This window comes from Pseudoalteromonas thalassia, from assembly GCF_049257215.1.
Lineage (GTDB): Bacteria > Pseudomonadota > Gammaproteobacteria > Enterobacterales > Alteromonadaceae > Pseudoalteromonas > Pseudoalteromonas lipolytica_C.
In genome coordinates, this window is record NZ_JBMMUE010000015.1 from 45,360 (window position 1) to 70,751 (window position 25,392).

The 25,392-nt window shown below is 40.8% G+C and carries 28 protein-coding genes; 11 read left to right on the forward strand and 17 right to left on the reverse strand.

All coding sequences use genetic code 11. From position 1 onward, the window contains the following. Position 1: 1 nt before the first annotated feature. Entirely contained in the window at positions 2-1,153 is a 1,152-nt protein-coding gene (locus AAEU31_RS16325; protein WP_421967759.1) for a glycosyltransferase, read from the reverse strand. 222 nt (positions 1,154-1,375) lie between these two features. On the opposite strand from AAEU31_RS16325, the gene AAEU31_RS16330 reads away from it, so the two are divergent. Both AAEU31_RS16330 and AAEU31_RS16335 read left to right on the forward strand, forming a co-directional pair. Continuing rightward, positions 1,376-2,293 carry a glycosyltransferase family 2 protein gene (locus AAEU31_RS16330; protein ID WP_421967760.1) on the forward strand — a complete coding sequence of 306 codons (918 nt, stop codon included), beginning with the start codon at positions 1,376-1,378 and terminating at the stop codon, positions 2,291-2,293. Continuing rightward, the gene (locus AAEU31_RS16335; protein ID WP_421967761.1) at positions 2,290-2,691 is read left to right on the forward strand and encodes a response regulator; all 402 of its coding nucleotides are present in this window, start codon (positions 2,290-2,292) and stop codon (positions 2,689-2,691) included. Before AAEU31_RS16330 ends, AAEU31_RS16335 begins: the two co-directional genes overlap by 4 nt. Here the strand turns inward: AAEU31_RS16335 and AAEU31_RS16340 are convergent. The 4 genes from AAEU31_RS16340 to AAEU31_RS16355 all read right to left on the reverse strand — a co-directional run bounded on the left by AAEU31_RS16340 (position 2,667) and on the right by AAEU31_RS16355 (position 5,832). After that, positions 2,667-3,578: an endonuclease/exonuclease/phosphatase family protein gene (locus AAEU31_RS16340; protein WP_421967762.1), complete on the reverse strand. Its 912-nt coding sequence runs from the start codon at positions 3,576-3,578 to the stop codon at positions 2,667-2,669. The genes AAEU31_RS16335 and AAEU31_RS16340 overlap by 25 nt on opposite strands. Before the next feature lie 145 nt (positions 3,579-3,723). Continuing rightward, positions 3,724-4,158, reverse strand: coding sequence for an acyl-CoA thioesterase (locus AAEU31_RS16345; protein WP_135924597.1), 435 nt, complete (start codon positions 4,156-4,158; stop codon positions 3,724-3,726). Between the two features lie 5 nt (positions 4,159-4,163). Continuing rightward, complete coding sequence (locus AAEU31_RS16350; protein WP_421967763.1) at positions 4,164-4,982, reverse strand: M23 family metallopeptidase; 819 nt, start codon at positions 4,980-4,982, stop codon at positions 4,164-4,166. Continuing rightward, a complete protein-coding gene (locus AAEU31_RS16355) occupies positions 4,975-5,832 on the reverse strand; it encodes a 6-carboxytetrahydropterin synthase (protein WP_421967764.1) in 858 nt (285 codons plus the stop codon). The genes AAEU31_RS16350 and AAEU31_RS16355 overlap by 8 nt, the downstream gene beginning before the upstream one ends. 207 nt (positions 5,833-6,039) lie before the next feature. On the opposite strand from AAEU31_RS16355, the gene fabA reads away from it, so the two are divergent. Then, positions 6,040-6,555 (forward strand): bifunctional 3-hydroxydecanoyl-ACP dehydratase/trans-2-decenoyl-ACP isomerase, encoded by a 516-nt coding sequence (gene fabA, locus AAEU31_RS16360; protein ID WP_054553819.1) that lies wholly within the window; start codon positions 6,040-6,042, stop codon positions 6,553-6,555. 79 nt (positions 6,556-6,634) lie between these two features. On the opposite strand, the gene rmf is transcribed toward fabA, so the two are convergent. Continuing rightward, positions 6,635-6,805 (reverse strand): ribosome modulation factor, encoded by a 171-nt coding sequence (gene rmf / locus AAEU31_RS16365; RefSeq protein WP_138557519.1) that lies wholly within the window; start codon positions 6,803-6,805, stop codon positions 6,635-6,637. A gap of 375 nt (positions 6,806-7,180) precedes the next feature. Here rmf and acuR point away from each other — a divergent pair, with 375 nt between their 5' ends. The 4 genes from acuR to gloA all read left to right on the forward strand — a co-directional run bounded on the left by acuR (position 7,181) and on the right by gloA (position 10,094). Beyond that, positions 7,181-7,813: an acrylate utilization transcriptional regulator AcuR gene (gene acuR, locus AAEU31_RS16370; RefSeq protein WP_421967765.1), complete on the forward strand. Its 633-nt coding sequence runs from the start codon at positions 7,181-7,183 to the stop codon at positions 7,811-7,813. A gap of 61 nt (positions 7,814-7,874) precedes the next feature. Then, positions 7,875-8,867 (forward strand): acrylyl-CoA reductase (NADPH), encoded by a 993-nt coding sequence (acuI, locus tag AAEU31_RS16375; RefSeq protein ID WP_421967766.1) that lies wholly within the window; start codon positions 7,875-7,877, stop codon positions 8,865-8,867. A gap of 90 nt (positions 8,868-8,957) precedes the next feature. Beyond that, complete coding sequence (locus AAEU31_RS16380) at positions 8,958-9,374, forward strand: VF530 family protein (protein ID WP_105180503.1); 417 nt, start codon at positions 8,958-8,960, stop codon at positions 9,372-9,374. Between the two features lie 189 nt (positions 9,375-9,563). Further along, positions 9,564-10,094: a lactoylglutathione lyase gene (gene gloA / locus AAEU31_RS16385; RefSeq protein ID WP_235382104.1), complete on the forward strand. Its 531-nt coding sequence runs from the start codon at positions 9,564-9,566 to the stop codon at positions 10,092-10,094. Positions 10,095-10,167: 73 nt separating this feature from the next. Here gloA and AAEU31_RS16390 read toward each other — a convergent pair whose 3' ends face one another. The 11 genes from AAEU31_RS16390 to AAEU31_RS16440 form a co-directional block, all read right to left on the reverse strand. Further along, positions 10,168-10,380, reverse strand: coding sequence for a CPXCG motif-containing cysteine-rich protein (locus tag AAEU31_RS16390; protein ID WP_421967767.1), 213 nt, complete (start codon positions 10,378-10,380; stop codon positions 10,168-10,170). Between the two features lie 30 nt (positions 10,381-10,410). After that, on the reverse strand, positions 10,411-10,809 hold the full coding sequence (locus AAEU31_RS16395; protein ID WP_421967768.1) for a DUF6678 family protein: 399 nt from the start codon (positions 10,807-10,809) through the stop codon (positions 10,411-10,413). 68 nt (positions 10,810-10,877) lie between these two features. Continuing rightward, positions 10,878-12,701 (reverse strand): protein kinase domain-containing protein, encoded by a 1,824-nt coding sequence (locus AAEU31_RS16400; protein WP_421967769.1) that lies wholly within the window; start codon positions 12,699-12,701, stop codon positions 10,878-10,880. A gap of 55 nt (positions 12,702-12,756) precedes the next feature. Next, positions 12,757-13,245: a hypothetical protein gene (locus AAEU31_RS16405; RefSeq protein WP_421967770.1), complete on the reverse strand. Its 489-nt coding sequence runs from the start codon at positions 13,243-13,245 to the stop codon at positions 12,757-12,759. Positions 13,246-13,352: 107 nt separating this feature from the next. Then, a complete protein-coding gene (locus tag AAEU31_RS16410) occupies positions 13,353-14,114 on the reverse strand; it encodes an SDR family oxidoreductase (RefSeq protein WP_421967771.1) in 762 nt (253 codons plus the stop codon). Between the two features lie 9 nt (positions 14,115-14,123). Next, a complete protein-coding gene (gene mmsB / locus AAEU31_RS16415; protein WP_421967772.1) occupies positions 14,124-15,014 on the reverse strand; it encodes a 3-hydroxyisobutyrate dehydrogenase in 891 nt (296 codons plus the stop codon). A gap of 17 nt (positions 15,015-15,031) precedes the next feature. Beyond that, positions 15,032-16,174: an enoyl-CoA hydratase/isomerase family protein gene (locus AAEU31_RS16420; protein WP_421967773.1), complete on the reverse strand. Its 1,143-nt coding sequence runs from the start codon at positions 16,172-16,174 to the stop codon at positions 15,032-15,034. Next, positions 16,174-16,953, reverse strand: coding sequence for an enoyl-CoA hydratase (locus AAEU31_RS16425; protein ID WP_105180497.1), 780 nt, complete (start codon positions 16,951-16,953; stop codon positions 16,174-16,176). The genes AAEU31_RS16420 and AAEU31_RS16425 overlap by 1 nt, the downstream gene beginning before the upstream one ends. A 10-nt stretch (positions 16,954-16,963) precedes the next feature. Then, positions 16,964-18,121, reverse strand: coding sequence for an acyl-CoA dehydrogenase family protein (locus AAEU31_RS16430; RefSeq protein ID WP_138557508.1), 1,158 nt, complete (start codon positions 18,119-18,121; stop codon positions 16,964-16,966). 106 nt (positions 18,122-18,227) lie between these two features. Next, a complete protein-coding gene (locus tag AAEU31_RS16435; protein WP_135924628.1) occupies positions 18,228-19,718 on the reverse strand; it encodes a CoA-acylating methylmalonate-semialdehyde dehydrogenase in 1,491 nt (496 codons plus the stop codon). A gap of 91 nt (positions 19,719-19,809) precedes the next feature. Further along, complete coding sequence (locus AAEU31_RS16440) at positions 19,810-20,991, reverse strand: thiolase family protein (protein ID WP_421967774.1); 1,182 nt, start codon at positions 20,989-20,991, stop codon at positions 19,810-19,812. Between the two features lie 341 nt (positions 20,992-21,332). Here AAEU31_RS16440 and AAEU31_RS16445 point away from each other — a divergent pair, with 341 nt between their 5' ends. The 4 genes from AAEU31_RS16445 to AAEU31_RS16460 are packed head-to-tail and all read left to right on the forward strand — an operon-like array spanning position 21,333 to position 25,385. Further along, entirely contained in the window at positions 21,333-21,767 is a 435-nt protein-coding gene (locus tag AAEU31_RS16445; RefSeq protein WP_036968456.1) for a MerR family transcriptional regulator, read from the forward strand. A gap of 44 nt (positions 21,768-21,811) precedes the next feature. Next, positions 21,812-22,987, forward strand: coding sequence for an isovaleryl-CoA dehydrogenase (locus tag AAEU31_RS16450; protein WP_135924632.1), 1,176 nt, complete (start codon positions 21,812-21,814; stop codon positions 22,985-22,987). Between the two features lie 9 nt (positions 22,988-22,996). After that, positions 22,997-24,604, forward strand: coding sequence for a carboxyl transferase domain-containing protein (locus AAEU31_RS16455; protein ID WP_421967775.1), 1,608 nt, complete (start codon positions 22,997-22,999; stop codon positions 24,602-24,604). 10 nt (positions 24,605-24,614) lie between these two features. Further along, positions 24,615-25,385 carry an enoyl-CoA hydratase/isomerase family protein gene (locus AAEU31_RS16460; RefSeq protein ID WP_054553800.1) on the forward strand — a complete coding sequence of 257 codons (771 nt, stop codon included), beginning with the start codon at positions 24,615-24,617 and terminating at the stop codon, positions 25,383-25,385. The last annotated feature ends 7 nt before the right edge of the window (positions 25,386-25,392 follow it).

Here is a 25,392-nt window from a genome sequence, read left to right on the forward strand (position 1 = left end):
CTTATAAAGATTCAACCCATTGTGATAACCGTTCTGCCTGTTTTATTGCGTTATAGTTTAGATTTACATGCTGTTTAGCATTTTGACCTAGCATATAACGCTGATAAGGAGAGAGTTGCTGGAATTTAAATAGCATTTTGCTAATAGCAGAAATGCTCCCAGGCATGCATTTCATTCCAACTTGGGGTGTGACAATTTCGTTTGCCCCCATTAAGGTGGTGGTGAGTACAGGTAAACCAGAGGCCATAGCTTCTTTTAACACTAACGGGCCTGTATCCCTATCACCGTTTTCTGCAATACAAAATGGTGCGATAAGAGCTGAATAGTAAATTAGGTTTTCGCTGACCCAATCATGTGGTTTTTCACCTAAAAACCGGACAGACTTTCTTATTCCTAACTCTTCAGCCATAAAGGTTAAATCGTTCAACATAGGGCCATCACCAACAATATCAACAGTGATCCCAAGCTCTTTCGGAATTTGCCTCAAAGCAGGTAATAAAAACTGCAAACCTTTTTTTTCGACTAACCGCCCTATAAAAATTAGCCGGACGGACTCATTAAGTGATGTGGGGCTATGATTAAATTGACTGGTATCGATACCACAATGCAGTAACTTAACGTTACTGTCAGAAAAGCGCTTAAATTGCATAGCCATTTCTTCACAGACAGCTATCGAAAAATCACAAAATGCGAGTTTAGGTTTTAGATCAGCACTGTTTACATAAACATCATGTCCGTGGCCAATTGATGATACTGTTATATCAGCAAGTTTCGCTGCGACAATTCCATAAGCAAGTGGCCCATGCATAAAATGGCAATGTAGATGATCAATCTTTGCTGCTTGTATATAACGTGCAATTTGATAACCGTACGCAAGTAATGATTGAGTTGAAATTGATGTAAATTGAGCTGCAGTGTGAGCTGCTTTTGCTAACTTATAAATATTTAGCATTGAAGGCAATATTGATATAAGCGCTGGTTTAGTGATTTTTTTCACTTCAATAGCGCTGGTTAAGTTAATCAACACACTGGTTTTTTCGAAGGTTAACACCGTCACCTTGTGCCCTGCGTTTAACAGCGCTTTTATTTCTGTTACAACAAAGGTTTCTGATGCAATCGGAAAGCTTGGGACTAATATAGCAATGTGCTTCATAAAAAAACGCTCCTACAAAAACGGTTATAAGAGCTATGGCAAGTTCCATACCCGACAAAAAAGCCACTAAATTCCCGAAATGAGATAAAAACATGCTTAGCATTTGCAAAATGCAACGCACAAAGAGAAAAGACTTAGTAATTTAACAGAAAATACAGATTTAAAGCTGGCGTCTAAATTGCGTATCCTTTATTACGTGAAGAAATGCTTTTGGAGCATATTATGAACAGCCAAGTCAGTATTATCATTCCAAACTACAACTGCTTACAGTATTTAGATACTTGTATTAACAGCATTTATCAGCAAAAAAATGTTCAGTTCGAGATCATTATTATCGATGATGGCTCCACTGATGGCAGTATAAAATACCTACAACGACTCGCCGCTGAAAAAAATGAAGTAAGGATTTTTAGTCAACAACGAAAAGGCGTTGTTGCTGCTCGTAACCTTGCAATTACACAAGCAAAGTCAGAGTACTTAGCTTTTTTAGATGCCGATGATTATTGGTCTGCTGATAAGCTTGCTAGTCAACTTGCATTCCATCTAAAACATACTGATTGTGTGTTAAGTTTTACTGACTATATGCATTTTAATGAACAGAACGAGGACATTATTGGTTGTTTCGACTATTGGCCTGAATTTAAATGCAATAAAGAAAGTAAAGATTTCCAATTACTTGAAAACCCCATCAGCCAAATGATCACCACCAATATTGTTGGTACATCATCAGTAATGGTTAAACGTTCAGCCATTGTTGATGTGGGTGGTTTTGACAATAAGTTAAGTAGCGCTACCGATTTAGATTGCTGGTTAAAATTAGCTAAATGCGGTGATGTAGCCTACTCAACACAGTGTGCAATGCACTATTTAATGCGCGCCAATTCTATTACAGCAAACAGAGAAAACCGTTTAGCGGCCATGGTCGAAATAATTAATCGTAACCAATCTGTTGTATCAAACAATGAACTTAAAAAAATCAAAGCGAGATTAAGTGAATGCTATGGTGAATTTTATAGGGAGCTTGGTTACTACTCAAAGGCATTGGCCTACTCTTACAAAGCGTTTTGGTTATTTCCACATAAACGAAATTTTAAACATGTTTTGTATGATTTAAGGCATTTACTTGGGGCTCAATCATGAAAACAACCATTTTAATCATTGATGATGATGAAGCGATATTACGTGCCCTATCGCGTTTACTATCACAAGACCATGTTGTTGTATGCTTTAGTGACCCATGTGCAGCGATCAAATATACAAAATTAAATAATGTAAACTTAGTTATATGTGATTTACTAATGCCAACGTTAAACGGTTTAACTGTACTTAAAGAAATTCGACTGATCCAACCACATTGCTCGCGAATGCTACTTACAGGTTATGCTGAGTTAGAAGCAACTAAGCATGCGATATATAAAAACATCGCCAATATCATCACTGCAAAGCCATGGGATAATTTTGAGTTAACGATGATAATCAATCTTTTGATAGAAAATAGCTTTCTACGCGCTAATCAATATGTCGAAAAAGAAAGTTGATAGCTTAGTAAATGGTGATCACTACCTTTGATGACTTGCGTGTGTACTCCAGAAAGTCGCGTTCCTTGGCTTACAATACAATTATCAATTGGTAAACCCGCTAAGGAAATAGCCAATTTATTTTCAACAGCAGACCAACTTGCATAGTTACGACCTTGCTGAGAACAACTGTTGTTATGATTTAAAAAATAACGTGACCAAGGCACAGTATTAAAATCCCCGGCTATAAACCAATGCCCTTTTAATTGAAGCATTTGTTGATCAACTTTCGATAAAAGATAATTTCTTTGCACCCATAAAAGCTGATTTCTGGGTGATGGCGGATGCAGTAAAATTGCGCTCACGACTGTATCTTTGAACAAAAAGTTAAGTTTTACAAAACCTAGTTTTGGGTTATCTAAATACTTAATTTGTTTCTGGATAATTGGATGTTTTGAGATAACAATAATTCCAAATGGCGCCCCTTCAACTTCAGCATAGCCAAATAAATGATAACGTCCTTTAAGTTCACTAAGTAGGTGACGCTGTTTATCATTAAATTCAAACAAAATGAGTATATCGTTGTCGTTATTAACTAGCTGAGTATTAATTATGTCGGTTAAGTATGGATTACTATAATGGACGTTCGCTTGCGCTATTTTTATATCACCTGGTTGAGAGTCAGCTTGATTAAAATAATTGTAATGATGAAAGAGCAGTACCGTACTGAATACCACGCACACAGCGCCCAATTTCTTAGCCTTATGAACACAAGCCATTGCAAACAGCAAACTAAACGCAAGCAATTGCCCTCTTAATGAGGCGATAAGATCAAACCAATAGTTATCAACTTGGTTAAAAGCCAATATAAGTATGCAACTGTATAAAATAAAAAGTATGAAATTCATCGACTCCCCCTTGCTGAATTTATAGTTGCATAATTCATTCCTTGCTGAGCTTTTATTTATCCGAAATATTGTATGATGTGTTCTTTATCATATAAATAATAAGTACCCATAGGTACTTATTACATTAAAAATATTTGTCGATTAGTTAATCGAAACCGTTGATCATTTTTTCGCAAACAACCGGTGTTGGTCTATGGTTATCATCAACAGCTACAAAGGTAAAGCTGCCAGAAATAGCCAAGTGCTTATCATCTTTATGCATTCTTTCTAAGAAAATCTCAACGTCTACTTTAAGGCTGGTATTACCTACATGTACAACTTTTGAAATAAGCTCAGCAAATGTTCCAGCAGGAATAGCTTCTTTAAAATCCACACGGTCAGACGAAATCGTTACAAGTGGCTTTCTACAAAAACGCGTAGCAGCAATAAAAGCCACTTCATCCATCCAAGCAAGTGCATCACCACCAAATAAAGTATTATGGTGATTAGTACGGCCAGGAAAAACAGTTTTTGTTACTGATGTTGTTGAATCAGCAATACGCTTTGCAATAATAGCGTCACGATCGATTTGTTGTGTCATAGTCTCTACTTTTCATTAGCTAATGTGTCTTGCATCATTAGCGCAGGGTCAAGGCGTTCATTCTTCCAATTAAAACGCCAGTCTAAATGAGGGCCAGTTACGCGACCAGTCGCGCCAATTTCAGCAATTTTATCGCCACGCTTAATTTCATCCCCTATTTTGACATCTAATTTACTTAAATGAATGTAAGTAGAGGTAACGCCATGGCCATGATCAAGAATTAACGTGCCGCCTGAGTAATATAAATCTGCATCAGCAAATACCACAGTGCCACTTACAGGCGCATAAACTGGAGTGCCTGTTTTATTTGCAATGTCTAAACCAAAATGCGGTCTGCGTGGCTCACCATTAAAGTAGCGCTGGCTACCATAAACACCCGATATACGGCCGGTTGCAGGTTTATAAACTGGGTCTAAAAAGTATCTTAAGTCAGAATTAACTTGCCTAGCTTTACGCACAGCAACAGCTTCACGGCTAATACGCTCAGACACTTCTTTAGGTGGCGAAACATATTTTTTTGCAACACCAGTTATTTTATCAATTTTATAGTCACGCTTGGTGATTGTAATTGCTTGCTCGTGGCTCACACCATTACTATCAACCCAAGAAAGATTGTGATTTGTCTCAGCATCACGACCAAAACCAAATACAAACTCACCATTTTCTGAAAGCTTAAGTTTCTCGCCATTAAAACTAACGCTTTTAGCACCTTCAATTTGGCCTGTTACTAAACCGCCTTGGGTTAAATGTCCTTTTAATTCAACAGCACTTGCAGTAAGTGAGAACAGCCCTGCAAACGCTGCTACTAGTAATCCTTTACGCATAACTGATTGACCCTTTGCCAACACCTTCATAAGCAGTAATTTTTACCTCTGATTCAGGGTATTGGTTTTTAACTTGAGAACTTAAGTAGTCTGCAATGCATTCAACAGTGGTATCGCAAGGTAAAATGTCGCAGCGAGACTTATCAATTGCCATTTCAAAATAGCCTTGCTGTGATGTATACGCAAAACACACATCGTTATCATGTGCAGTTACATGTTTAAGGTCTGCTTTGTTAATTTCATCTTCAGCAGTGGCTAAATAAATGTCTTCCCATTTATCTGCCCATTCTTTTTGTAAGCGTGGCATAGCCATACCATCAAGGCCAATACCAATTTGCGAACGGTGACCATGAATAATACGCTGGCAATTACCATCATGCTTTTTAAGGCCATGGCTGTAATGATAGTAAAAGCTTTGGCTATGCTCTGGATATAAATTGATTTCGATCTTTTCGATGTTGCTAGGTAGCTCAGGCATTATCGTTTTAATCAAAAACTCAGTTACTGATTTTTCGTCAACAACATCCGCATCAATTAAACAAAATGCTTGGTTAGGAGCACTCATAGCTAAGTGATAATTATCACCAAAATGGCAATCTAGCACGCTGTGTTCAGCATGCTGTATTAGTGAACCGTTTAATTTGGCAGGCACAGCAAGTTTGTGGTCGATACAGTTATCAATAATGCCCTTGATTTGCTTTTTAACTAAGCCAAAATCAAGCACCATCGACTCATCATTTAATTGGCCATGCAGAGTTAAATCCACAATCCAGCTCTCGCCAACTGCGCCGCGTTTATTACACAAGTAAGAAAAATCAATCACTGTCAGTGAGTTTACAAAAAGGATCATAAATTTCCTTTAGACTGGTTAAAGAATCACAGTAATTATAATGATATTTACTTCACAATGCGCGGTTTTATCTCCCTTTATCGGCTACAGTTTAATTAAATGGTCATAAAACAAGCGAAAAATAGTAAATAATTAACTGCTCCGAGTTGTTTAGCGTACAAGTGTACGCTAAAGTACGTGGCAATTTCTAAGCGATGAATGAGAGTTATGGAACCTAAAAACAGCTATACAAAAGAAGAATTGGTCCTTTGTGGTCAAGGTGAAATGTTCGGTGAAGGCAACTGTCGTTTACCAAGTGACAACATGCTAATGATGGACCGCATTATCTCTATCACTGCTGACGGTGGTGAGCACGGTAAAGGTCAAATTGTTGCAGAACTAGATATCAACCCAGATCTTTGGTTCTTCGACTGTCACTTTAAAGGTGACCCTGTAATGCCAGGTTGTCTTGGCCTTGATGCTATGTGGCAATTAGTTGGTTTCTTCCTTGGTTGGTCTGGTGGTCCAGGTCTTGGTCGTGCACTTGGTGTAGGTGAAGTTAAATTCACAGGTCAAATCTTACCAACTGCTAAAAAAGTAACTTATCGATTAGACATGAAACGTGTAATTAAGCGTAAATTATTCATGGGTATGGCAGATGGTACTGTTGAAGTAGATGGCCGTGTTATCTATGAAGCAAAAGATCTTAAAGTAGGTCTTTTCCAAGATACATCTGCGTTTTAATCTCTAATTAAAGATACAAAAATAGTAGATACAAAAAAGCCCCTAAATGGGGCTTTTTTGCGTAAATAAGGTGCCTATATTAAGTTTTAAACATGTTTCGGTTTTCAATGGCTTCTCGCCAGCCACCTAACCATTCAGATTTAGGATCGACTTGTTGATAAGGGCATTGTTCTTTAGAACGGCCTGCCAAGCCTGCTTTATAACCTTGAGAATGAGCTCTTTCTAAACGATCTCTTTTCTGTCTCTTCATAGGTAATATCCTCACCTTTTTATATTTATAGATATGTAGCGAAATTGACATCTACATTTAATGAATAGTTAATAAAACTGTTAAATTCAAATAGCAAAAAGCAATTAAATAAATTGACAATAACTAACGTGCTGATGCTCAAATGAATTAACATTTAAAATGACTAAGTGGTCGTACCTCTTTAACTAAAACCATCTATTAATACACTTAAATTCAGCTAAAAACGATACAGCTCTTTTTAGCTTCAGTATTTGTGACCAACATCATTTGCGCAAAGTTCCCAATTTAATTGTAATCATGACAAATTTATGATGATTACAATTTAAGCAATATAGTTCTTGCATATTAAAAACCAATCGGTCTAATATAGTTGGCATGGAAACAAATAACTCTGTGCCAAGCCGTCGTGGCAGGCCACCAAAAATAGCACGTTCAAATGCAGATACTCGTGCCCTATTAATTAATACCGGGTTAGCTGTATTAACCGAAAAAGGCTTTAGTGCAACCGGCATTGATTTAATCTTAAAATCAGCTCAGGTTCCTAAGGGCTCTTTTTATCATTATTTCAAAAGTAAGAATGATTTTGGCCTAGCTCTAATTGATGCATACGACAGCTATTTTCAGGCCAAGTTAAAGCGCCATTTAACAAATAGTGCAACAACCCCTCTTGAGAGGATTGTGCTATTTGCCAATGACGCCAAACAAGGCATGGCAAAGTTTGAGTTTAAACGCGGCTGCTTAATAGGTAATTTAAACCAAGAAATCAGTCACCTTGATGAGCCGATGATTGGCCGCATAAAACAGGCTTACGCCAACTGGCAAGCTTTAATTGAGCAGTGCTTAATCGACGCCAAGCAGCAAAAACAAATACCTCAAGTTTCAGATTGTAAAATGCTTGCTGAGTTTTTCTGGATTGGCTGGGAAGGCGCAGTAATGCGCTCTAAACTTGATAAATCAAGTGAACCACTTACCCTTTATACAGCACAATTTTTACGATTAATTTTATAAAGCCGTTTTAATGCGGTTTTATTTTAACCATTAAAAGACGATCGGTCTAAAAGGAGTCACCATGACAACATCAGTAAAATCGGTAGTTATTAATAAAGATGATCAAGGCTATCGTGCCGAATACACAGACTTTCCTGTAGAGAGCATCCACCAGCACGATGTAAATATTGATGTTGACTACAGCACGTTAAATTACAAAGATGCCTTAGCAATCACAGGTAAAGGGCCAGTGGTAAGAACATTTCCTATGATCCCCGGGATTGACCTTGCAGGCACAGTGACAGAGTCTAAAAGCGATGAATTTAAAGTTGGCGATAAAGTGCTGCTAAATGGCTTTGGTGTTGGCGAAAAATACCTAGGTGGCCTAAGTGAAAAGGCATCTATGAGTGCTGATTGGCTCATCCCCCTACCCGCTAATTTAACACCTAAACAGGCTATGCAAATTGGTACTGCAGGTTATACGGCAATGCTGAGTATTATTGCATTAGAAAAACAAGGTATCACGCCCCAAAGTGGTGAAATACTTGTTACCGGTGCAAATGGTGGCTTGGGTAGTTTTGCTATCTACTTATTAAATAAACTTGGCTTCGATGTAGTTGCGACAACAGGTCGAATGAATGAAGCGCAGCACCTTGAAAAATTAGGCGCAAAACGCGTTTTATCTCGCGAAGAATTCTCAGCACCTGGTAAACCACTCGCTAAAGAGCAATTCGCTGGCGCAATTGATTCTGTGGGTAGCCACACCCTTGCAAATGTGTGTGCATCGATTAAATACGGTGGTGTAGTAACAGCGTGTGGTTTAGCACAAGGCATGGACTTTCCAGCAACGGTAGCGCCGTTTATCCTTCGTGGCATTAGTCTAATGGGTATAGATAGTGTAATGCGCCCTAAAGCTGATCGAATCGAAGCATGGCAACGTTTAAGCGAATTAGTTGAAACTCAGTACCTCAACACCATTTCGCAAGAAATACCGCTATCTAAAGCCATAGAAAATGCAGAAGCGTTATTAAAAGGTCAAATTCGCGGCCGCGTTGTAGTTAATTGCAAAGAATAAGCTCAAATATAAACATTCTTAGCAAGTTAGCTATAAAACTAGGGTAAAGGCAATTATACTTACCCTAGTTTTGTAATACCGGACAGTCTAATGAGTAATAAAGAAATTTTCAGCAATAACCCACTGCAAGGTGTAGGTATCGAGCAAGTAGTGACAGAGCTTGTCGAGCAATATGGCTGGGAATTGCTCCACGCCTATATGCGTTTAAACTGCTTTAAAAATAATCCAGATGTTAAATCTGCGGTTAAGTTTTTACGTAAAACACAATGGGCACAAGAAAAAGTAGAAAACTTTTATTTGTATCGCCTTAAAAATTTACCACGCCCAGACGATGTAAACTACGAGCTGCCACCTCGAGATCGCGTGATCCCTGCTGATCAAAAACCAGGTGAACCGTGTGAGTTAAGTTTTACCGACGCTAAACGCATTCACGCAAAAAAAGAAGCCAAGCAACAAGCACGAACTCGCAAACAACGTTCAAGTGCGAGTAATCCTTGGGGCAACTAATTAATAATTGCTAGTTACAAGCTGTCAATTTATTAGAGCCGCCTGTTGAGGCGGTTTTTTATGTGAGTTAGCAAGTTAATATCTTCACAACCAGTCAAACTGGTCAATATTATTTTTTATTAATTTAAGGGTAATCTGGTTATGTTAGACTGAGTGCATCATCATTAATGTCAGTTAAAAAGGATGTATATGTCTAACTACAACGAATCACCTGAACAAATCGCAAACGCAACGCAAGATTTCGTGATGCAACAAACTATGTTGCGTATTAAAGATCCAAAGCCTTCTTTAGATTTCTACCAAAACGTTTTAGGCATGAAGTTACTGGGTAAATATGACTTCCCTAAAATGGAGTTCACGCTGTACTTTTTAGGTTATGAGCAAGACATGCCAAAAGGCACCGATAAAGAAAAAGCACAGTGGGTATTTCGCCGCCCTGCTCTTATCGAGCTTACGCATAATTGGGGCACAGAAAACGACGACAGCTTTGCTGGTTATCATAGTGGTAATGATGAACCAAAAGGCTTTGGTCATATCGGTATTAGCGTGCCAGACGTTTACGCTGCATGCGAACGTTTTGCAAAATACGATGTTGAGTTTGTAAAAAAACCAGACGATGGCTCGATGAAAGGCTTAGCTTTTATCAAAGACCCTGATGGGTATTGGATAGAGATACTTTCTGCTGAAGGGATCACTGAGATAATTGAAGAGCATAAGTAAAAGCCAATTACCCACAAACCTGCTATTTAGCAGGTTTTTTATTTCATAAATTAGAAATCTTAGAATCTAATTTCTAAAAATTAGAAAAACCACTACTTTCATCATCACTTGATACTGTAACTGAAAGCTCTTCATCTATGCTTTTAAAAACTAAAAAGTTTATTGGTTTACAGCAAACCTGGCAATCTTCAATATATTGCTGATTTAAGTCTGCTGGATCCAGTAAGATTTCTATTTGCTCACCACAATAAGGACAAGTAATCTTTTTCTCTGTTAATTGATTCATCAGCCAGACTCCTTACTATTGAGATCACTTTTAGTTACTTTGTTTAAATACATTCAACATGTAGTTATTAGTTTCATCAAAAAACTCATGGCACTTAGGAAGATATCCCCAAATTCTTAATGTTGTTTTACCCTTTTCGTAAGATAAACCCATCTTATCTAAAAGCTCAGTTAAGCTCTCTGAGTGATCATACTCCTTTATAGATTGATGCCTTCTGACCTCTACTATTTCTTCAATAAAGTATAAATCTAGCCACTGAACACCAATAAAAGGAAATGGTAAATGATAGCACCACTCACAATCCCATTCTGATATTTGCCCAGTTACCCATTTCGAGCGAAAAGGTGGTTGCCAATTTTTCCATTCTCGAACTTCACAGATGAGCTCATTCCACTTTGTATTGTTTGCAGCTCCTACAAGATTCGGCATTTTAATACATCTTAATGCATCAATTTTGGCTTTCTAACTAGCTGAAGCATCAGCCAAAGGCAGAAGGCTCATATGTCTAACACTCTTTTCGGATCTCTTGGAAAAAACTCATCGGGCTGTCTGGTGCATAAATCAAATTCACGGGTATTTTTGTAAGGTAGCTTCATAAAGCCTGCTACACCTACATCTGTGATACTAACCGCGTATTGCATAAGCTTACTTAATAAACGTTTAAATTCAGGTTCTTTACTGGCATCTAGCAGACGATAGTAATGGTGTATCTTCATCCTATCAGGTAAGGCTTCGAAAATGATACAGCCCGTGTGGTGTATTTGGTTAAGCTCAAATACGCACTTTATGACCTTTTTTGGGAGCTGTAATTGCTCATCCGGGTCTTTACCATCTTCAAAGTAAGAATGCGGTCTGGTTACGTCTGAGGCTTGTACATCCATTACTTCGTAATCAAGCTCAGGTAAATGTTCAAACTTAAAAGCACCGGTGCCATCACGCTCTAGCTGAATGGTCTTACGCGCATCAAACAAGCAACATTTGAAGAGACCTTTTTGTTCAATCCCTTGTGCTAACATCACCGTGTTGTTAATCGCATCGGTAAACGCAGTGCCGAGTGTTTCATCATGCAGGATAAGTGATGATTCAACAAACATTGAGTTTTCTTTCCAATGAAAACTTAAGCCCCCTACTACCGGATATTTTGCTAATCGGCTAATAGAGGCCAAAAATGCTTTTTCGGTGTCGCCGGTATCAAATAAAAACTCTTTGTAGTATCTATCGAGCTGAGCATCGTTTACATCAAGTAATTGTTGATTATGGTCGGCTTGTCGTAAAAATTGCTTTCGAGAACTGTAAACCACTGTATCTGGGTGCTCATCAAACTCGCTAAACCAATAAGGGATATAAGGTCGAATGACTTTACGAGGCAGTTCAGGTAGGTACGCTTTAGCCATTGCAGGCATGTTACGCATAAAATAATCACCTGCGCCATCTCGGGTTGCCTTATCTTTTGAAAGCATGCCGTCAATGACCCGGGCAAGCTCCATAGGTAAATTTAAGCTTGTAGCCGGAATAACCGCCGCACCAAATCGGCAAGATTGTGCAGAGGCTAATGCATAAAGAGTTGAAGCAACACCTTGCTCATCAAAACGTGGCGATGACTGCCCGCCCGACATTTGCTCATCACCTATAAAATACACATCACCCATACGTGCATTGGTGGTGCTAATATCAGCAGACATAAGATCCATAAAGTTGCTAGCAACCGGATTCCCCTCTGTGTCTATTTGTGCATAAACAGAGCTGCCCCAGTCTACCAATGACAACTTATTAGTTTGTTCATCATAAACAATGTTAGAGGGTTTAATATCACCATGCACAATTGGCTGTGGGCTTAAGCCATTTTTGTGTTCGCGTAAATCTACAAGCACATTACGTAACCTAAGAGCCAGCGCCATGACTTTTGCTGCACTGAAACGCCCCTGTTTGATGGAGATTTTTTCTAAATCTTCACCTAGCGCGCGCTCCATCATTAAGATGCCTTGCTTTTTAATACGCTCAAAGGCATAAAATTTTGGCACGAGTGGGTTTTTAACTTGCGAGAGCATGTAGGCTTCGTCTTCTAAACGGTCACGCACACTTTGCGCTAGGGTTATCCGTGAAAACTTAAATACCCAAGGTAACTCTTCATCATCAACACCGGCAAAAACAAATCCAAACGCACCAGAACCAATTAATTCAACGTCACTGTAACCAAGCAAAGTAAGCTGTTTAATACAAATGTTAAGCCATTGACGGTGCTTTTTAGCATCATGGTGAGACAGCAAATAAACAGACTGTTCTTCATTGATATAAAAATTGCGGATTTGTTTGGGATTCACTGCATCTCTCAAAGTTAAGCGGCTTTTAACCGCTTAATTATTGAATGCTAGGCAGTTAATTACAAGGCTTTTGCTCTTCGATGATCCAGCCATGATCTTTCATAACCAGTTCTGATACTGCAAAGGTTAAGCAACAAAAGATAACCAACTCTAACAAGGTAAGAATATCGGCGGCAAAACACCAGCCTAACACCCCTGCTAATAAAAATGGGATTGCTTTTAAATACCAAGCAATTTTTCGGGTTTTACCGTATGTGAGTTGGTAACTGTGAACTAGCTTGCTCTCACATTCTAATGAAATTACAGAAGAAAACTTTCTAAATAAAGTTACTGAAATCGTTAATTGGCAGGCTTTACCATCAATATTAAATTCATGAACAGATTTTGTTTTAAAGTTACGTGATTCTGCTATTAATTCACCGTCTACTTTCAGAACTTCTTTTCCAGAATAAGCCGACCCCCAGTATTCAATAAAATGTTCACCCAGTTTGAAGTTGGCTTTAATTCCTTTGCTCATTGAGACTGTAATGCCATCAGTGTTCATAAAAATCTCCTTATCATTATGAATTTAAAATACTTAAAAAATAAAAAAACGGCAAGCTAGGCTTACCGTTTTGGTACTTTCAATGGGTAAAGGGTTACCATTTAAAACTAAAGGCGGATACCACCATCAATTTCAACAACACGACCTGTAAAGAAGTCATTCTCTACAATGTATTGTGCTGTTTGGGCAATTTCTTCTGCTTCACCAAAACGACCCACTGGCGTTACCGCCATCATGCGTTGTTTTGCTTCTGGTTTCATTGCATCTGTCATCGCGGTGCGAATAACACCTGGTGCAATTGCACCAACACGGATACCAAAGCGACCTAATTCTTTCGCCCAACCCGTTGTCATAGCAACAACACCGGCTTTAGACGCTGCATAGTTTGTTTGGCCGATGTTACCAGCACGGGCAACACTCGACATATTAACTATTACACCGCCTTTGCCTGACTCAATCATGTGGCTCGCAGCTTCACGACCAGCTAAGAATACACCGGTCAGGTTCACATCAATCACAGATTGAAATTGAGCCAGCGACATTTTATCAACTACTTTGCCTTCTTTTGCTTTGATAAACATACCATCGCGTAATATACCCGCGTTGTTAATTAACACGCCGATATGGCCAAAGTCTTTGTTGATAGTATTAAGCGTTGCTACCACAGCGTCTTCATCTGTGACATTAGCAGCATACGCCATGACTTTTGTGCCATGCTTGGCAAGCGCTGATACTGCAGTATCAAGTACGTCTTGTTGCATATCGATAAGGGCGATGTTCGCGCCAAGCGATGCAAATTTCTCGGCCATCGCAAAACCTAAACCTTGCGCACCACCGGTAATTACGATGTTGTTGTTTTTAATTTCCACAACAATCTCCTACTTCGAGAATAATTTAAAAATAGCGCTAAAATCATCACTACCCGCACCTTGATGCTGAAGCATAGTGTATAGATTCTTCGCCATTGACCCCATTGGGGTAGATGAATTACTTTGCTGAGCCGCTTCCATAGCAAGACCTAAGTCTTTCGCCATTAAATCAACCATAAAGCCCGGTTTATAATCATTACTTGCTGGCGCCGTTTCCATTACACCAGGGCATGGGTTATAAAGCTCAAGTGTCCAGTTACGACCAGAGCTTGCAGTCATGATGTCACTTAACACTTTTGGGTCGAGCCCGTTGTTAATGCCCATTTGTAGCGCTTCGCTGGTACCAGCCATTAAAATGCTGAGCAGCATGTTGTTACAGATTTTTGCGACTTGGCCTGCACCAATCTCACCAGCATGGAAGATGTTTTTACCCATATCAACTAAAGCCAGTTTGGCTTTTTCAAAGTGGCTTTGCTCACCACCGACGATAAAGGTTAAAGTGCCCGCTGTTGCACCTGCAACACCACCTGATACCGGCGCATCAACAAAATCAATACCTTTTTGAGCAAGCTCGCTACCCACTTGACGTGCTGATTCTGCATCAATGGTTGAGCAGTCAATAACTAAGGTTTTGCTATCAAGTAAGTTAATAAGACCCGTTTCACCTAAGTAAAGCGATTTAACGTGTTTGCTTGCCGGTAGCATACTGATAAAAATATCAGCGCCAATTGCACACTCAGCCGCATCATTTGCAGCAATTGCACCTTTATCGGCAAGATCACTGACCGCCGCTTTATTTAAGTCAAACACGCGAACTGTATGACCTGCATTGACAAGGTTTGCCGCCATTGGGCCACCCATGTTGCCTAAACCAATAAATCCTATTGTTAATTTAGCCATTTGTTTACCCCTTGGACTTAAGATGACGTTAATGAGTTAAGTGGATGAGATTGCTCATCCCAGCGTGCTGTAAAGAAGCTATCTACAACTGCTTCGTCGATATCGCTAAGCGATTTAAACTGCCAGTTTGGTGCACCGTCTTTGTCGATTAGTAGCGCACGAACTCCTTCTTGGAACTCACCTACTTCGCCACAGCGAACCGACATACCCAGCTCCATTTTAAAGCACTGTGCTAACGTCATCTCTTTTGAATTAGCTAATTGACGTTCAACCAGCGCACAACTAAGCGGACAACCATGCGCTAATGACTTTTGCGCACGGGTAAGCCATTTATCTTCGGTTTCTAAACCTTGGATGTAGTCAATCTTGCCCTGCAGTGAGTCAAATTCAGCCAGCTTTTGAATAACCTCAAGGTTATCTTTTACGTTACCTTTAGGGACACGGCCTGAAATATTATCAATAGAGATTAGAATGTTAGTTAGCTTTTCGTGATTTAATGAGGCTGTTTTTCCCCACTTTTCAGCTGTGATAGCCGTTAAAATAGCGTCATATTTATCTGCTGTTGCATAGTGATCAGCAAGATTAACAAACAATGCATCTTCAGCATTGATAGACGCCGCAGTTAACCCTAAAAATAAACCCACTTGCTCAGGCATTTTATGTAAGAAATAACTGCCGCCAACATCTGGGTATAAACCAATGGTTAGCTCAGGCATTGCGATACGCGATGTTTCGGTTACCACACGGTGACTTGCACCAGCCATTAAGCCAAGACCGCCACCCATGACTATGCCATTTCCCCAAAGTAATATTGGCTTTTCATAGCAGTGAATTAGGTAGTCTAATTTGTACTCATGGGTAAAAAAATCTTCAATGTAGTTAGCAGGCTCACCTGTGCTCATTGCTTTATGTAGGCTTACTACATCGCCACCAGCACAAAATGCTTTTTCGCCAGCCCCTTTTAGAATGACCATGGCAACTGCGTCATCGTTAGCCCATTTTCTAAGCTGTGGCTCAAGCAATTGGATCATGTCGTAATTTAAGGCATTTAACGACTTAGGCGCATTGAGTGTCGCAATTGCAATAAGGCCGCTCTCGGCCTCAGCAGTTTCAAACACCACAGGCGCATCTTGATGATTTAGTAGTGTTACGTTAGTCATTAGCCATTTACCCAATTAGCTTTACGCTTTTCTAAGAACGCATTAACGCCTTCTTTTTGGTCTTGCGTATCAAATAATTGTACAAATAACTCACGCTCTAGTGGCAATGCATGAGCCATAGGTTGTGTGCGACCTTTTTGAATAAGCTCTTTACATGCAGTCACAGCAACCGGGCTTTGTTCGCCAACTTGGTTAGCAAGTTTCATTGCCGCAGCTAAACTTTCACCAGTGCCAACGACTTCTTCAACAAGGCCAATTTCACGTGCTTTGTCTGCTTTTAAGCGCTCGCCACATAAGATCATGCGTTTTGCCCAACCTTCACCAACAAGCCACGCAAGGTTTTGCGTACCGCCAGCACAAGGCAACAATCCAACTTTCGCTTCAGGAAGTGCCATTTGAGCTTGCTCTTCAGCAATACGAATATCACAAGCAAGAGCCACTTCCAGACCACCGCCCATGGCATAACCATTAATTGCCGCGATTGATACACCACGGAAATTTGTTAATGCTTCAAATGCATCACCAAACACTTTTGACATAGTGGCAGCAACGCCTTTATCACCACTAGCAAACACGTTTAAATCGGCACCAGCGCTAAAGAACTTTTCACCTTGGCCTGTAATCACTAATGCATAGACATTTTTGTTAGCATTTAGCTCAGTCACAGTGTCTTTAAGCGCGGTTAATGTATCTTGTGTCCAGGTATTCGCTGGCGGGTTATTCATGGTTAAAACCGCTACATTACCTTCAATATTTAAATCAATCGATGGATTAGACATAGGTTGCTCCTTATAGAATGTCGCCAGCTGACTCAGCTAAGATACGACGTGCGATAATCACACGCATGATTTCGTTTGTGCCTTCAAGAATTTGATGTACACGTACGTCTCTAAAATGACGCTCTAATGGATATTCTTTGATGTAACCGTAACCACCGTGAATTTGTAGTGCGTCGTCACAGACTTTAAAGCCAACATCTGTAGCAAAACGTTTTGCCATCGCGCAGTAAGTGGTTTTTTCGCTGTCACCCGTATCAAGTTTAAATGCGGCTAAGCGCACCATTTGACGAGCGGCAACAAGCTCGGTGTTCATATCGGCAATCTTAAATTGCAGTGCTTGGAAAGCAGCTAATGGCTTACCAAACTGCTCACGTTCTTTTAAGTATTCGCGTGCAGTATTAAGAGCTGCTTGAGCTGTACCTATTGAACAAGTTGCAATATTAATACGACCACCGTCTAAGCCTTGCATTGCAAACTTAAAGCCTTCGCCTTCTTGACCTAGTAAGTTAGCCGCAGGAATTCTGACACCTTCAAAGCTAATTAAACGTGTTGGCTGTGCATTCCAACCCATTTTTTCTTCAGCTTTACCGTATTCAATACCTGCCGCGTCAGCAGGCACAACAAATGCCGAAATACCTGCTGCGCCTTCACCACCAGTGCGCGCCATAACCACAAGTAAATCAGTTTCACCGGCGCCCGAAATAAACATTTTAGAGCCTGAAATCACATACTCATCGCCCTCTTTTACCGCTTTAGTTTTTAGTGATGCTGCATCAGAGCCAGAACCCGGTTCTGTTAAACAGTAAGAAGCAAGTAACTCACCCATCACTAATTGTTCGCAGTACTGGGCTTTAACCTCATCAGTACCAAAGCTTGCAATCATCCACGTTGCCATATTATGAATGGTCAACATAGCAGTCGTTGCTGTACAACCCATGGCAAGCTGCTCAAAGATAATGCTTGAATCTAGGCGAGATAAACCTAAGCCACCCGCTTCTTCTGGGGTATATAAACCACAAAAGCCAAGCTCACCGGCTGCTTTAATGGTGTCTTTAGGGAAAATGTGTTCTTGGTCCCACTTAGCTGCATTAGGCGCAAGTTCAGACTCTGCAAACTGACGGGCTGTTTCAGCAAACGCTTGCTGATCTTCGGTTAAATTAAAGTCCATAGTAGACCTCTATTTGTTGTCATATACTTAAAAGAATTATTGTTGTCGTTTAAATGTGTGCTCTTTGAGCGAGCGTGTGCTCGCTCAGCAGTAAATTAATTACGGCTTATTTAAGGTTGATACTCATGTTCGGACCTGAGGCGATATCATCCTCAAACCAACGTGAAGTAATTGTTTTCGTTTCTGTGTAAAAACGAATACCTTGCTTACCGTAGGTGTGTTGGTCACCGTAGAATGAGCCTTTCCAACCGGTGAAAGAGAAAAACGGTAGTGGCACAGGAATTGGCACGTTGATACCAACTTGACCTACTTCGATTTCATGTTGGAATTTACGTGCAGCAGCGCCGCTTGATGTGAATAACGAAGTACCGTTACCGTAAGGCGAGTTATTGATAAGCTCAATCGCCTCATCGAGTGTATCTACAAACATACAAGCCAGTACTGGACCAAAGATCTCTTCTTTGTATAAATCCATTTCTGTTGTTACATCAGTAAATAATGTTGGGCCAACCCAGTTGCCTTGTTCGTAGCCTTCAACAGTAAAGTCAGAGCCATCAATTAAGCACGTTGCACCTTGTTCTTTACCACTTGCGATAAGTGATAAGATTCGATCTTTAGCTGCTTTTGATGTTTGTGGGCCGTAAGCCGCGTTAGCATCATCCCAAACACCAGGGCGTACGTTTTCAAAGCCTGCTTTAATTTCATCAACCCAGTCTTTTGCTTGACCAACGAATACAGCAACCGAAATACCCATACAGCGCTGACCCGCAGCACCTACAGACGCACCGACTAGGTTATTTACAACATGCGATTTACTTGCATCAGGCATAATTACCATGTGGTTTTTTGCACCCACACAAGCTTGTACGCGTTTAAGGTTTGCAGTGCCTTTTGAATAGATGTATTCACCTACACCACACGAACCAACAAATGAAATAGCGCGTACGGCTGGATCTTCTAATAAACGGTCAACTTGTGGTTTTGTACCATGAACAACTTGTAACACCCCTTTTGGCGCACCCGCTTCAACAAACAATTCAGCTAAACGCATTGGTGTTAGTGGATCTTGCTCTGATGGTTTAAGAATAAAGGTGTTACCACACACAATAGCCAGCGGGAACATCCATAATGGGATCATCGCAGGAAAGTTAAATGGCGTAATACCTGCACAGACACCCAGCGGTTGCATGTAAGAATAGGTATCGATTTTACGCGCTACGTTTTCCATTGTTTCGCCCATCATGAGTGATGGTGCATTGGCTGCTTGCTCAACAACTTCAATACCACGCCAAACATCGCCTTTGGCATCTTCAAATGTTTTACCCAGCTCATGACAAATAATCGTCGCAAGCTCATCATGGTTTTCTTTTAGTAGTGCGGCGTATTTCATCATAATGCGCGCACGCTCAGAAATTGGCACTTCTTTCCATGTTTTAAACGTTTCTTTTGCAGAGGCAATGGCTGCATCCATTTCAGCATCCGTTGCACACGGGACTTGAGCTAACACTTCTTGGTTTGCAGGATTGATAACATCAATCAACTGCGTTGAACTTGATTGGGTAAATTCGCCGTTGATAAATAAAGGTACTTGGTGCATGAGGCACTCCTCCCCAGTGGGTATAAAGAGGCCGCAACATGATAGTTTTTAAAATACGTTGCGGCTGTGAGAGATTAAAATTCTAAAGCGATTAAATAACTTCAACTGCCATAGCAACAGCTTCACCACCACCGATACACAGTGAGGCGACACCTTTGCTAAGACCACGATTCTTTAATGCATGAATTAAGGTAACTAAGATACGCGCGCCGCTTGCACCAATTGGGTGACCAAGTGCACAGGCACCGCCGTTTACGTTTACTTTGCTTTCATCAAGTTTTAACTCGTTAATTGCAAGCATAGTCACCATGGCAAACGCTTCGTTGATTTCCCATAAATCAACATCATTCACAGACCAACCGGCTTTTTCTAAAAGCGATTGCATCGCGCCAACTGGTGCTAAAGTAAATTCGCTTGGTGCTTGAGAATGTGTGCTGTGAGCAACAATACGGCAAAGTGGTGTTAAACCTTGTGCTTTAGCATCTGACTCACGCATTAACACAAGCGCTGCTGCACCATCAGAAATTGATGACGAGTTTGCAGCTGTAATTGTGCCGTCTTTTTTAAATGCAGGACGTAAACCTGGAATTTTATCAGGACGTGCATTGCCTGGTTGCTCATCAATCGCAACAGTCACATCACCTTTGCGTGTTGAGATAGTGTGTGCGGCGATTTCATTATCAAATGCGCCTGTTTCAATTGCGCTATTTGCTTTAGTAAGTGAGCTAAGTGCAAAGTTGTCCATTTGTTCACGACCAATTGAATATTGATCGGCAGTATCTTGTGCAAAACAACCCATTGCTTTGTTGTCGTAAGCATCTTCAAGGCCGTCACACATCATGTGATCTTTTACTTCGCCATGACCCATACGCATACCTGAACGTGCATTCGGTAACATATAAGGCGCGTTACTCATGCTTTCCATACCACCTGCAACAGCGGTGTTTATAGAGCCTGATTTAATTAAGTCATGGGCAAACATTGCAGCCTTTAAGCCAGAGCCACATACTTTGTTGATTGTTGTTGCGCCAGTACCTTGGTTAAGGCCCGCTTTTAACATTGCTTGTCGCGCAGGTGCTTGACCAAGACCAGCTGGTAATACACAGCCCATGATCACTTCGTCAATCTTATCGGCAGATAAACCAGCTTGCTCTAAGCTACTTTTAATAGCTGTAGCACCTAAATCAGTTGCGTGAGCACCACTAAGTGCGCCCATAAAACCACCCATAGGGGTACGTTTTGCGGCAACAATAACAACGGCTTCAGTAGTCATAATTGGCTCCATGTTAGTGGTTATCATCATGTGTTCAAATCATGTGTAACCAAACAGTTAATTTGTTATAGTTTAATTTCGATTTAATTCAGCATACATAATATTTACGTTTACGCCAACGTAAATCTAAAATCAACTTTTTTGCGGTCGTTAAAACTGTAAACTTATCTGTATTTTGTTGTATTAAAAATCGAACATCTGCTTACAAGGCTAGATAAATAGAGCTTTTCAACAAATCCAACCAGTTATCTTTATAAGTCTAAAGTATAACTCCCAAATCACCCTTTACCTTTACGTAAACTTCACTTATATTGGAGTTATTCGAATGAGGTAAATAAATCATGAAACAAGACAATCAAACAAACTTTGAAAGTGCAGCAGTTGAACCTGCTAGCAATGAGCAAACGTTTAGTATCAGCGAACTAGCAAAAGAATTTGATATTACCACCCGCTCTATCCGCTTTTACGAAGACCAAGGCCTGATCTCACCTGAGCGCAATGGTCAAACCCGTATTTATTCAAAACGCGACAAAGTAAGACTAAAACTTATTCTACGCGGTAAACGCTTAGGTTTTACCTTAGCTGAAACGGGTCGTTTGTTTGAACTTTACGATGCTGATAAATCAAGCGCTAAACAGCTAGTGACTATGCTTGACCTTATCGCAGAGAAAAAAGCGGACCTAAGCCAACAAATGGACGACATTAAAGTTGTACTGATGGAATTGGTTACAGCAGAACGCCGCTGTCGTGAAACCCTTAATAATTTAGACGAATAACCTGACAACAATCTCGTCGACAGACTCTCACAGGAACACACATTATGAGCACTATTTCACTATACAAAGAAATGAACTTCGGACTTGGCGAAACAGCAGACATGATCCGCGATCACGTTAATAGCTTTGCTAGCCAAGAAATCGCCCCACTTGCAGAACAAACAGATTTAGACAATGCCTTCCCTAATCAACTTTGGCCACAACTTGGCGAAATGGGTTTATTAGGTATGACAGTGCCTGAAGAATTTGGCGGTGCTGGCCTTGGTTACCTTGAGCACGTAATCGCAATGGAAGAAATTAGCCGTGCAAGTGCCTCGATTGGTTTAAGTTATGGTGCTCATTCAAACCTATGTGTTAACCAAATTAACCGTAATGGGTCACAAGCACAAAAAGAAAAGTACTTACCAAAACTTATCAGCGGTGAGCACATTGGTGCCCTTGCGATGAGTGAGCCAAATGCAGGTTCTGATGTTGTATCAATGAAATTAAAAGCTGAGAAAAAAGGCGATGTATTTGTTCTTAACGGTAACAAAATGTGGATCACTAATGGTCCAGATGCCGATACCTTTGTTATCTATGCAAAAACAGATTTAAATGCCGGCCCTAAAGGCATCACAGCGTTCATCGTTGAACGTAACACTCCGGGATTCTCTACTGCGCAAAAGCTAGACAAACTTGGTATGCGTGGCTCTAACACCTGTGAATTAGTGTTCGAGAACTGCGAAGTACCAGCAGAAAACATTCTAGGTAACTTAAACGAAGGCGTAAAAGTACTTATGAGCGGCCTTGATTATGAGCGTGTTGTTTTAGCGGCAGGCCCGCTTGGCATTATGCAAGCATGTATGGACATTGTGGTTCCTTATATTCATGAGCGTAAACAATTTGATAGCCCAATTGGTCAGTTCCAGCTTATTCAAGGCAAAATCGCTGATATGTACACACAAATGAATGCTGCTCGTTCATACGTTTACACGGTAGCTCGTGCATGTGACCGCGGCGAAACAACACGTAAAGATGCCGCTGGCGCAATTTTATATGCCGCAGAGCTGGCAACTAAGATGGCCCTTGATGCTATTCAAATCTTAGGTGGTAATGGTTATATCAACGAATACGCAACAGGTCGTTTATTACGTGATGCAAAACTGTATGAAATTGGCGCAGGTACCTCTGAAATCCGCCGCATGCTAATTGGTCGCGAATTATTCACTGAAAGCCGATAGGACCTTGTTATGACGATTTTAAAATCGAGTGTAAATCCACACGATCCGCAATTTTTGCAAAATCACGACAACATGGCAGCACTCGTAACTGACTTACGTGAAAAAGTAGCTGATATCCGTTTAGGCGGTGGCCCTGCCCTGATTGAGCGCCACCAAGGCCGTGGTAAGTTGTTTGTTCGTGACCGTATTGAAACGCTACTTGATGAAGGCTCGCCATTTTTAGAGATTTCACAATTTGCAGCCTTTGGCGTGTATGAACAAGCCATTCCTTGTGCAGGTGTTGTTGCCGGTATTGGTCGTGTGAAAGGCGTTGAATGTATGATCATCGCCAATGATGCAACCGTAAAAGGCGGTACATACTTTCCACTAACAGTGAAAAAACATCTACGTGCCCAAGATATCGCAGAGCGTTGTCATTTACCGTGTATTTATTTAGTTGATTCAGGTGGTGCAAACCTGCCTGAACAAGATGATGTATTCCCAGATAAATTACATTTTGGCCGTATTTTCTATAATCAGGCACGTATGTCTGGTAAAGGCATTCCTCAAATTGCGGTCGTAATGGGTTTATGTACTGCAGGTGGTGCTTATGTACCAGCGATGGCTGATGAAAGTATTATCGTAAAAGAGCAAGGCACAATTTTCTTAGCAGGCCCACCACTGGTTAAAGCGGCTACGGGTGAAGAAGTCAGTGCTGAAGAGCTAGGTGGTGCTGATGTTCACTGTAAAACATCAGGTGTTGCCGATCACTATGCTGAAAACGATGCCCACGCGCTTTCGATTGCGCGCCAATGTATTGAACGAATTAACTATCAGCGCCCAACAGCACCGTTACTTGATGATGTTAAACCGCCGCGTTACGACATTAACGAAATTTACGGCATTGTGGGTACCGACCTTAAAAAGCCATTTGATGTACGCGAAGTAATAGCACGTGTTGTTGATGATTCATCATTTGATGAATTTAAACGCTATTTTGGCGAAACATTAGTAACCGGCTTTGCAAAAATATTTGGTCACCCTGTCGGTATTGTTGCCAACAACGGCATTTTATTTAGTGAATCGGCGCAAAAAGGCGCGCACTTTATTCAACTATGTGCACAACGCAAAATTCCTTTGGTGTTTTTACAAAATATTACTGGCTTTATGGTTGGTAAAAAATACGAAGCCGAAGGCATCGCCAAGCATGGTGCGAAAATGGTAACCGCTGTGTCATGTGCTGATGTGCCAAAATTCACCGTGTTAATTGGTGGCTCTTATGGTGCAGGTAACTACGGTATGTGTGGCCGTGCATTCGAACCAACCATGATGTGGATGTGGCCAAATGCCCGAATCTCTGTAATGGGTGGTGAACAAGCGGCTGGCGTTCTTGCACAAGTTAAACAAGACGGTTTAGCCCGTAAAAGCGAAAGCATGACTGATGAGCAAGTCAGTGAGTTTAAAAAGCCAATTATCGAGCAATACGAAAAACAAGGTCATCCATATTACGCCAGTGCCCGCCTTTGGGATGATGGCATTATCGATCCTGCTGATTCTCGCAATGTATTAGGGCTTGCCTTAAGCGCAGCTAAAAATGCACCAGAGCGCGATTCGCAGTTCGGCGTATTTAGAATGTAATGGAGGCCTTATGTCAGTAACACTCGAAATAACAAAATCAAATGTGGCTGTACTGGTACTAAGTCGCCCTGAAAAACACAATGCATTTAACGAAGAAGTCATTAGTGAGCTGATCCGTTTAATTGAACACGCAAATAGCTGTGATGTGCGCGCTCTGGTTTTAAAAACCGAGGGTAAGCACTTCTCTGCTGGCGCTGATTTAAATTGGATGAAGTCGATGGCAGGCAATGACTTTGCTGAAAACTTAGCGGATTCAATGCAGCTGGCAAAGCTTATGAAAGTCCTTGCTACAAGCCCTCACCCTACAATTTGTGCCGTACAAGGTGCTGCTTTTGGCGGTGCGCTAGGCTTGATTGCGTGTTGTGATATTGCGATTTGCCAAGACGATGCACAATTTTGCTTAAGTGAAGTAAAGCTTGGTCTTATTCCTGCGGTTATCAGCCCTTATGTCATTAAAGCTATTGGTGAGCGCGCTGCACGTCGTTACTTTTTAACGGCTGAGATATTCGACGCTCATACAGCCAAGCAACTGGGTTTAATTCACCAGATCACCGGCGATTTACAAACAGCGCTCGACAAACACTTACAAAACCTTGTCAACAATGGCCCTATTGCCGTTAAAGCAGCAAAGCAGCTTATAAATGATGTCGCTGGCAACGTAATTGATGATGCACTTATTGAGTTAACCGCAGAACGCATTGCACGCATTCGTGTATCTGAAGAAGGCCAAGAAGGCCTAACTGCTTTTTTTGAAAAACGTGCCCCTAACTGGCAGAAATAGGAACCAT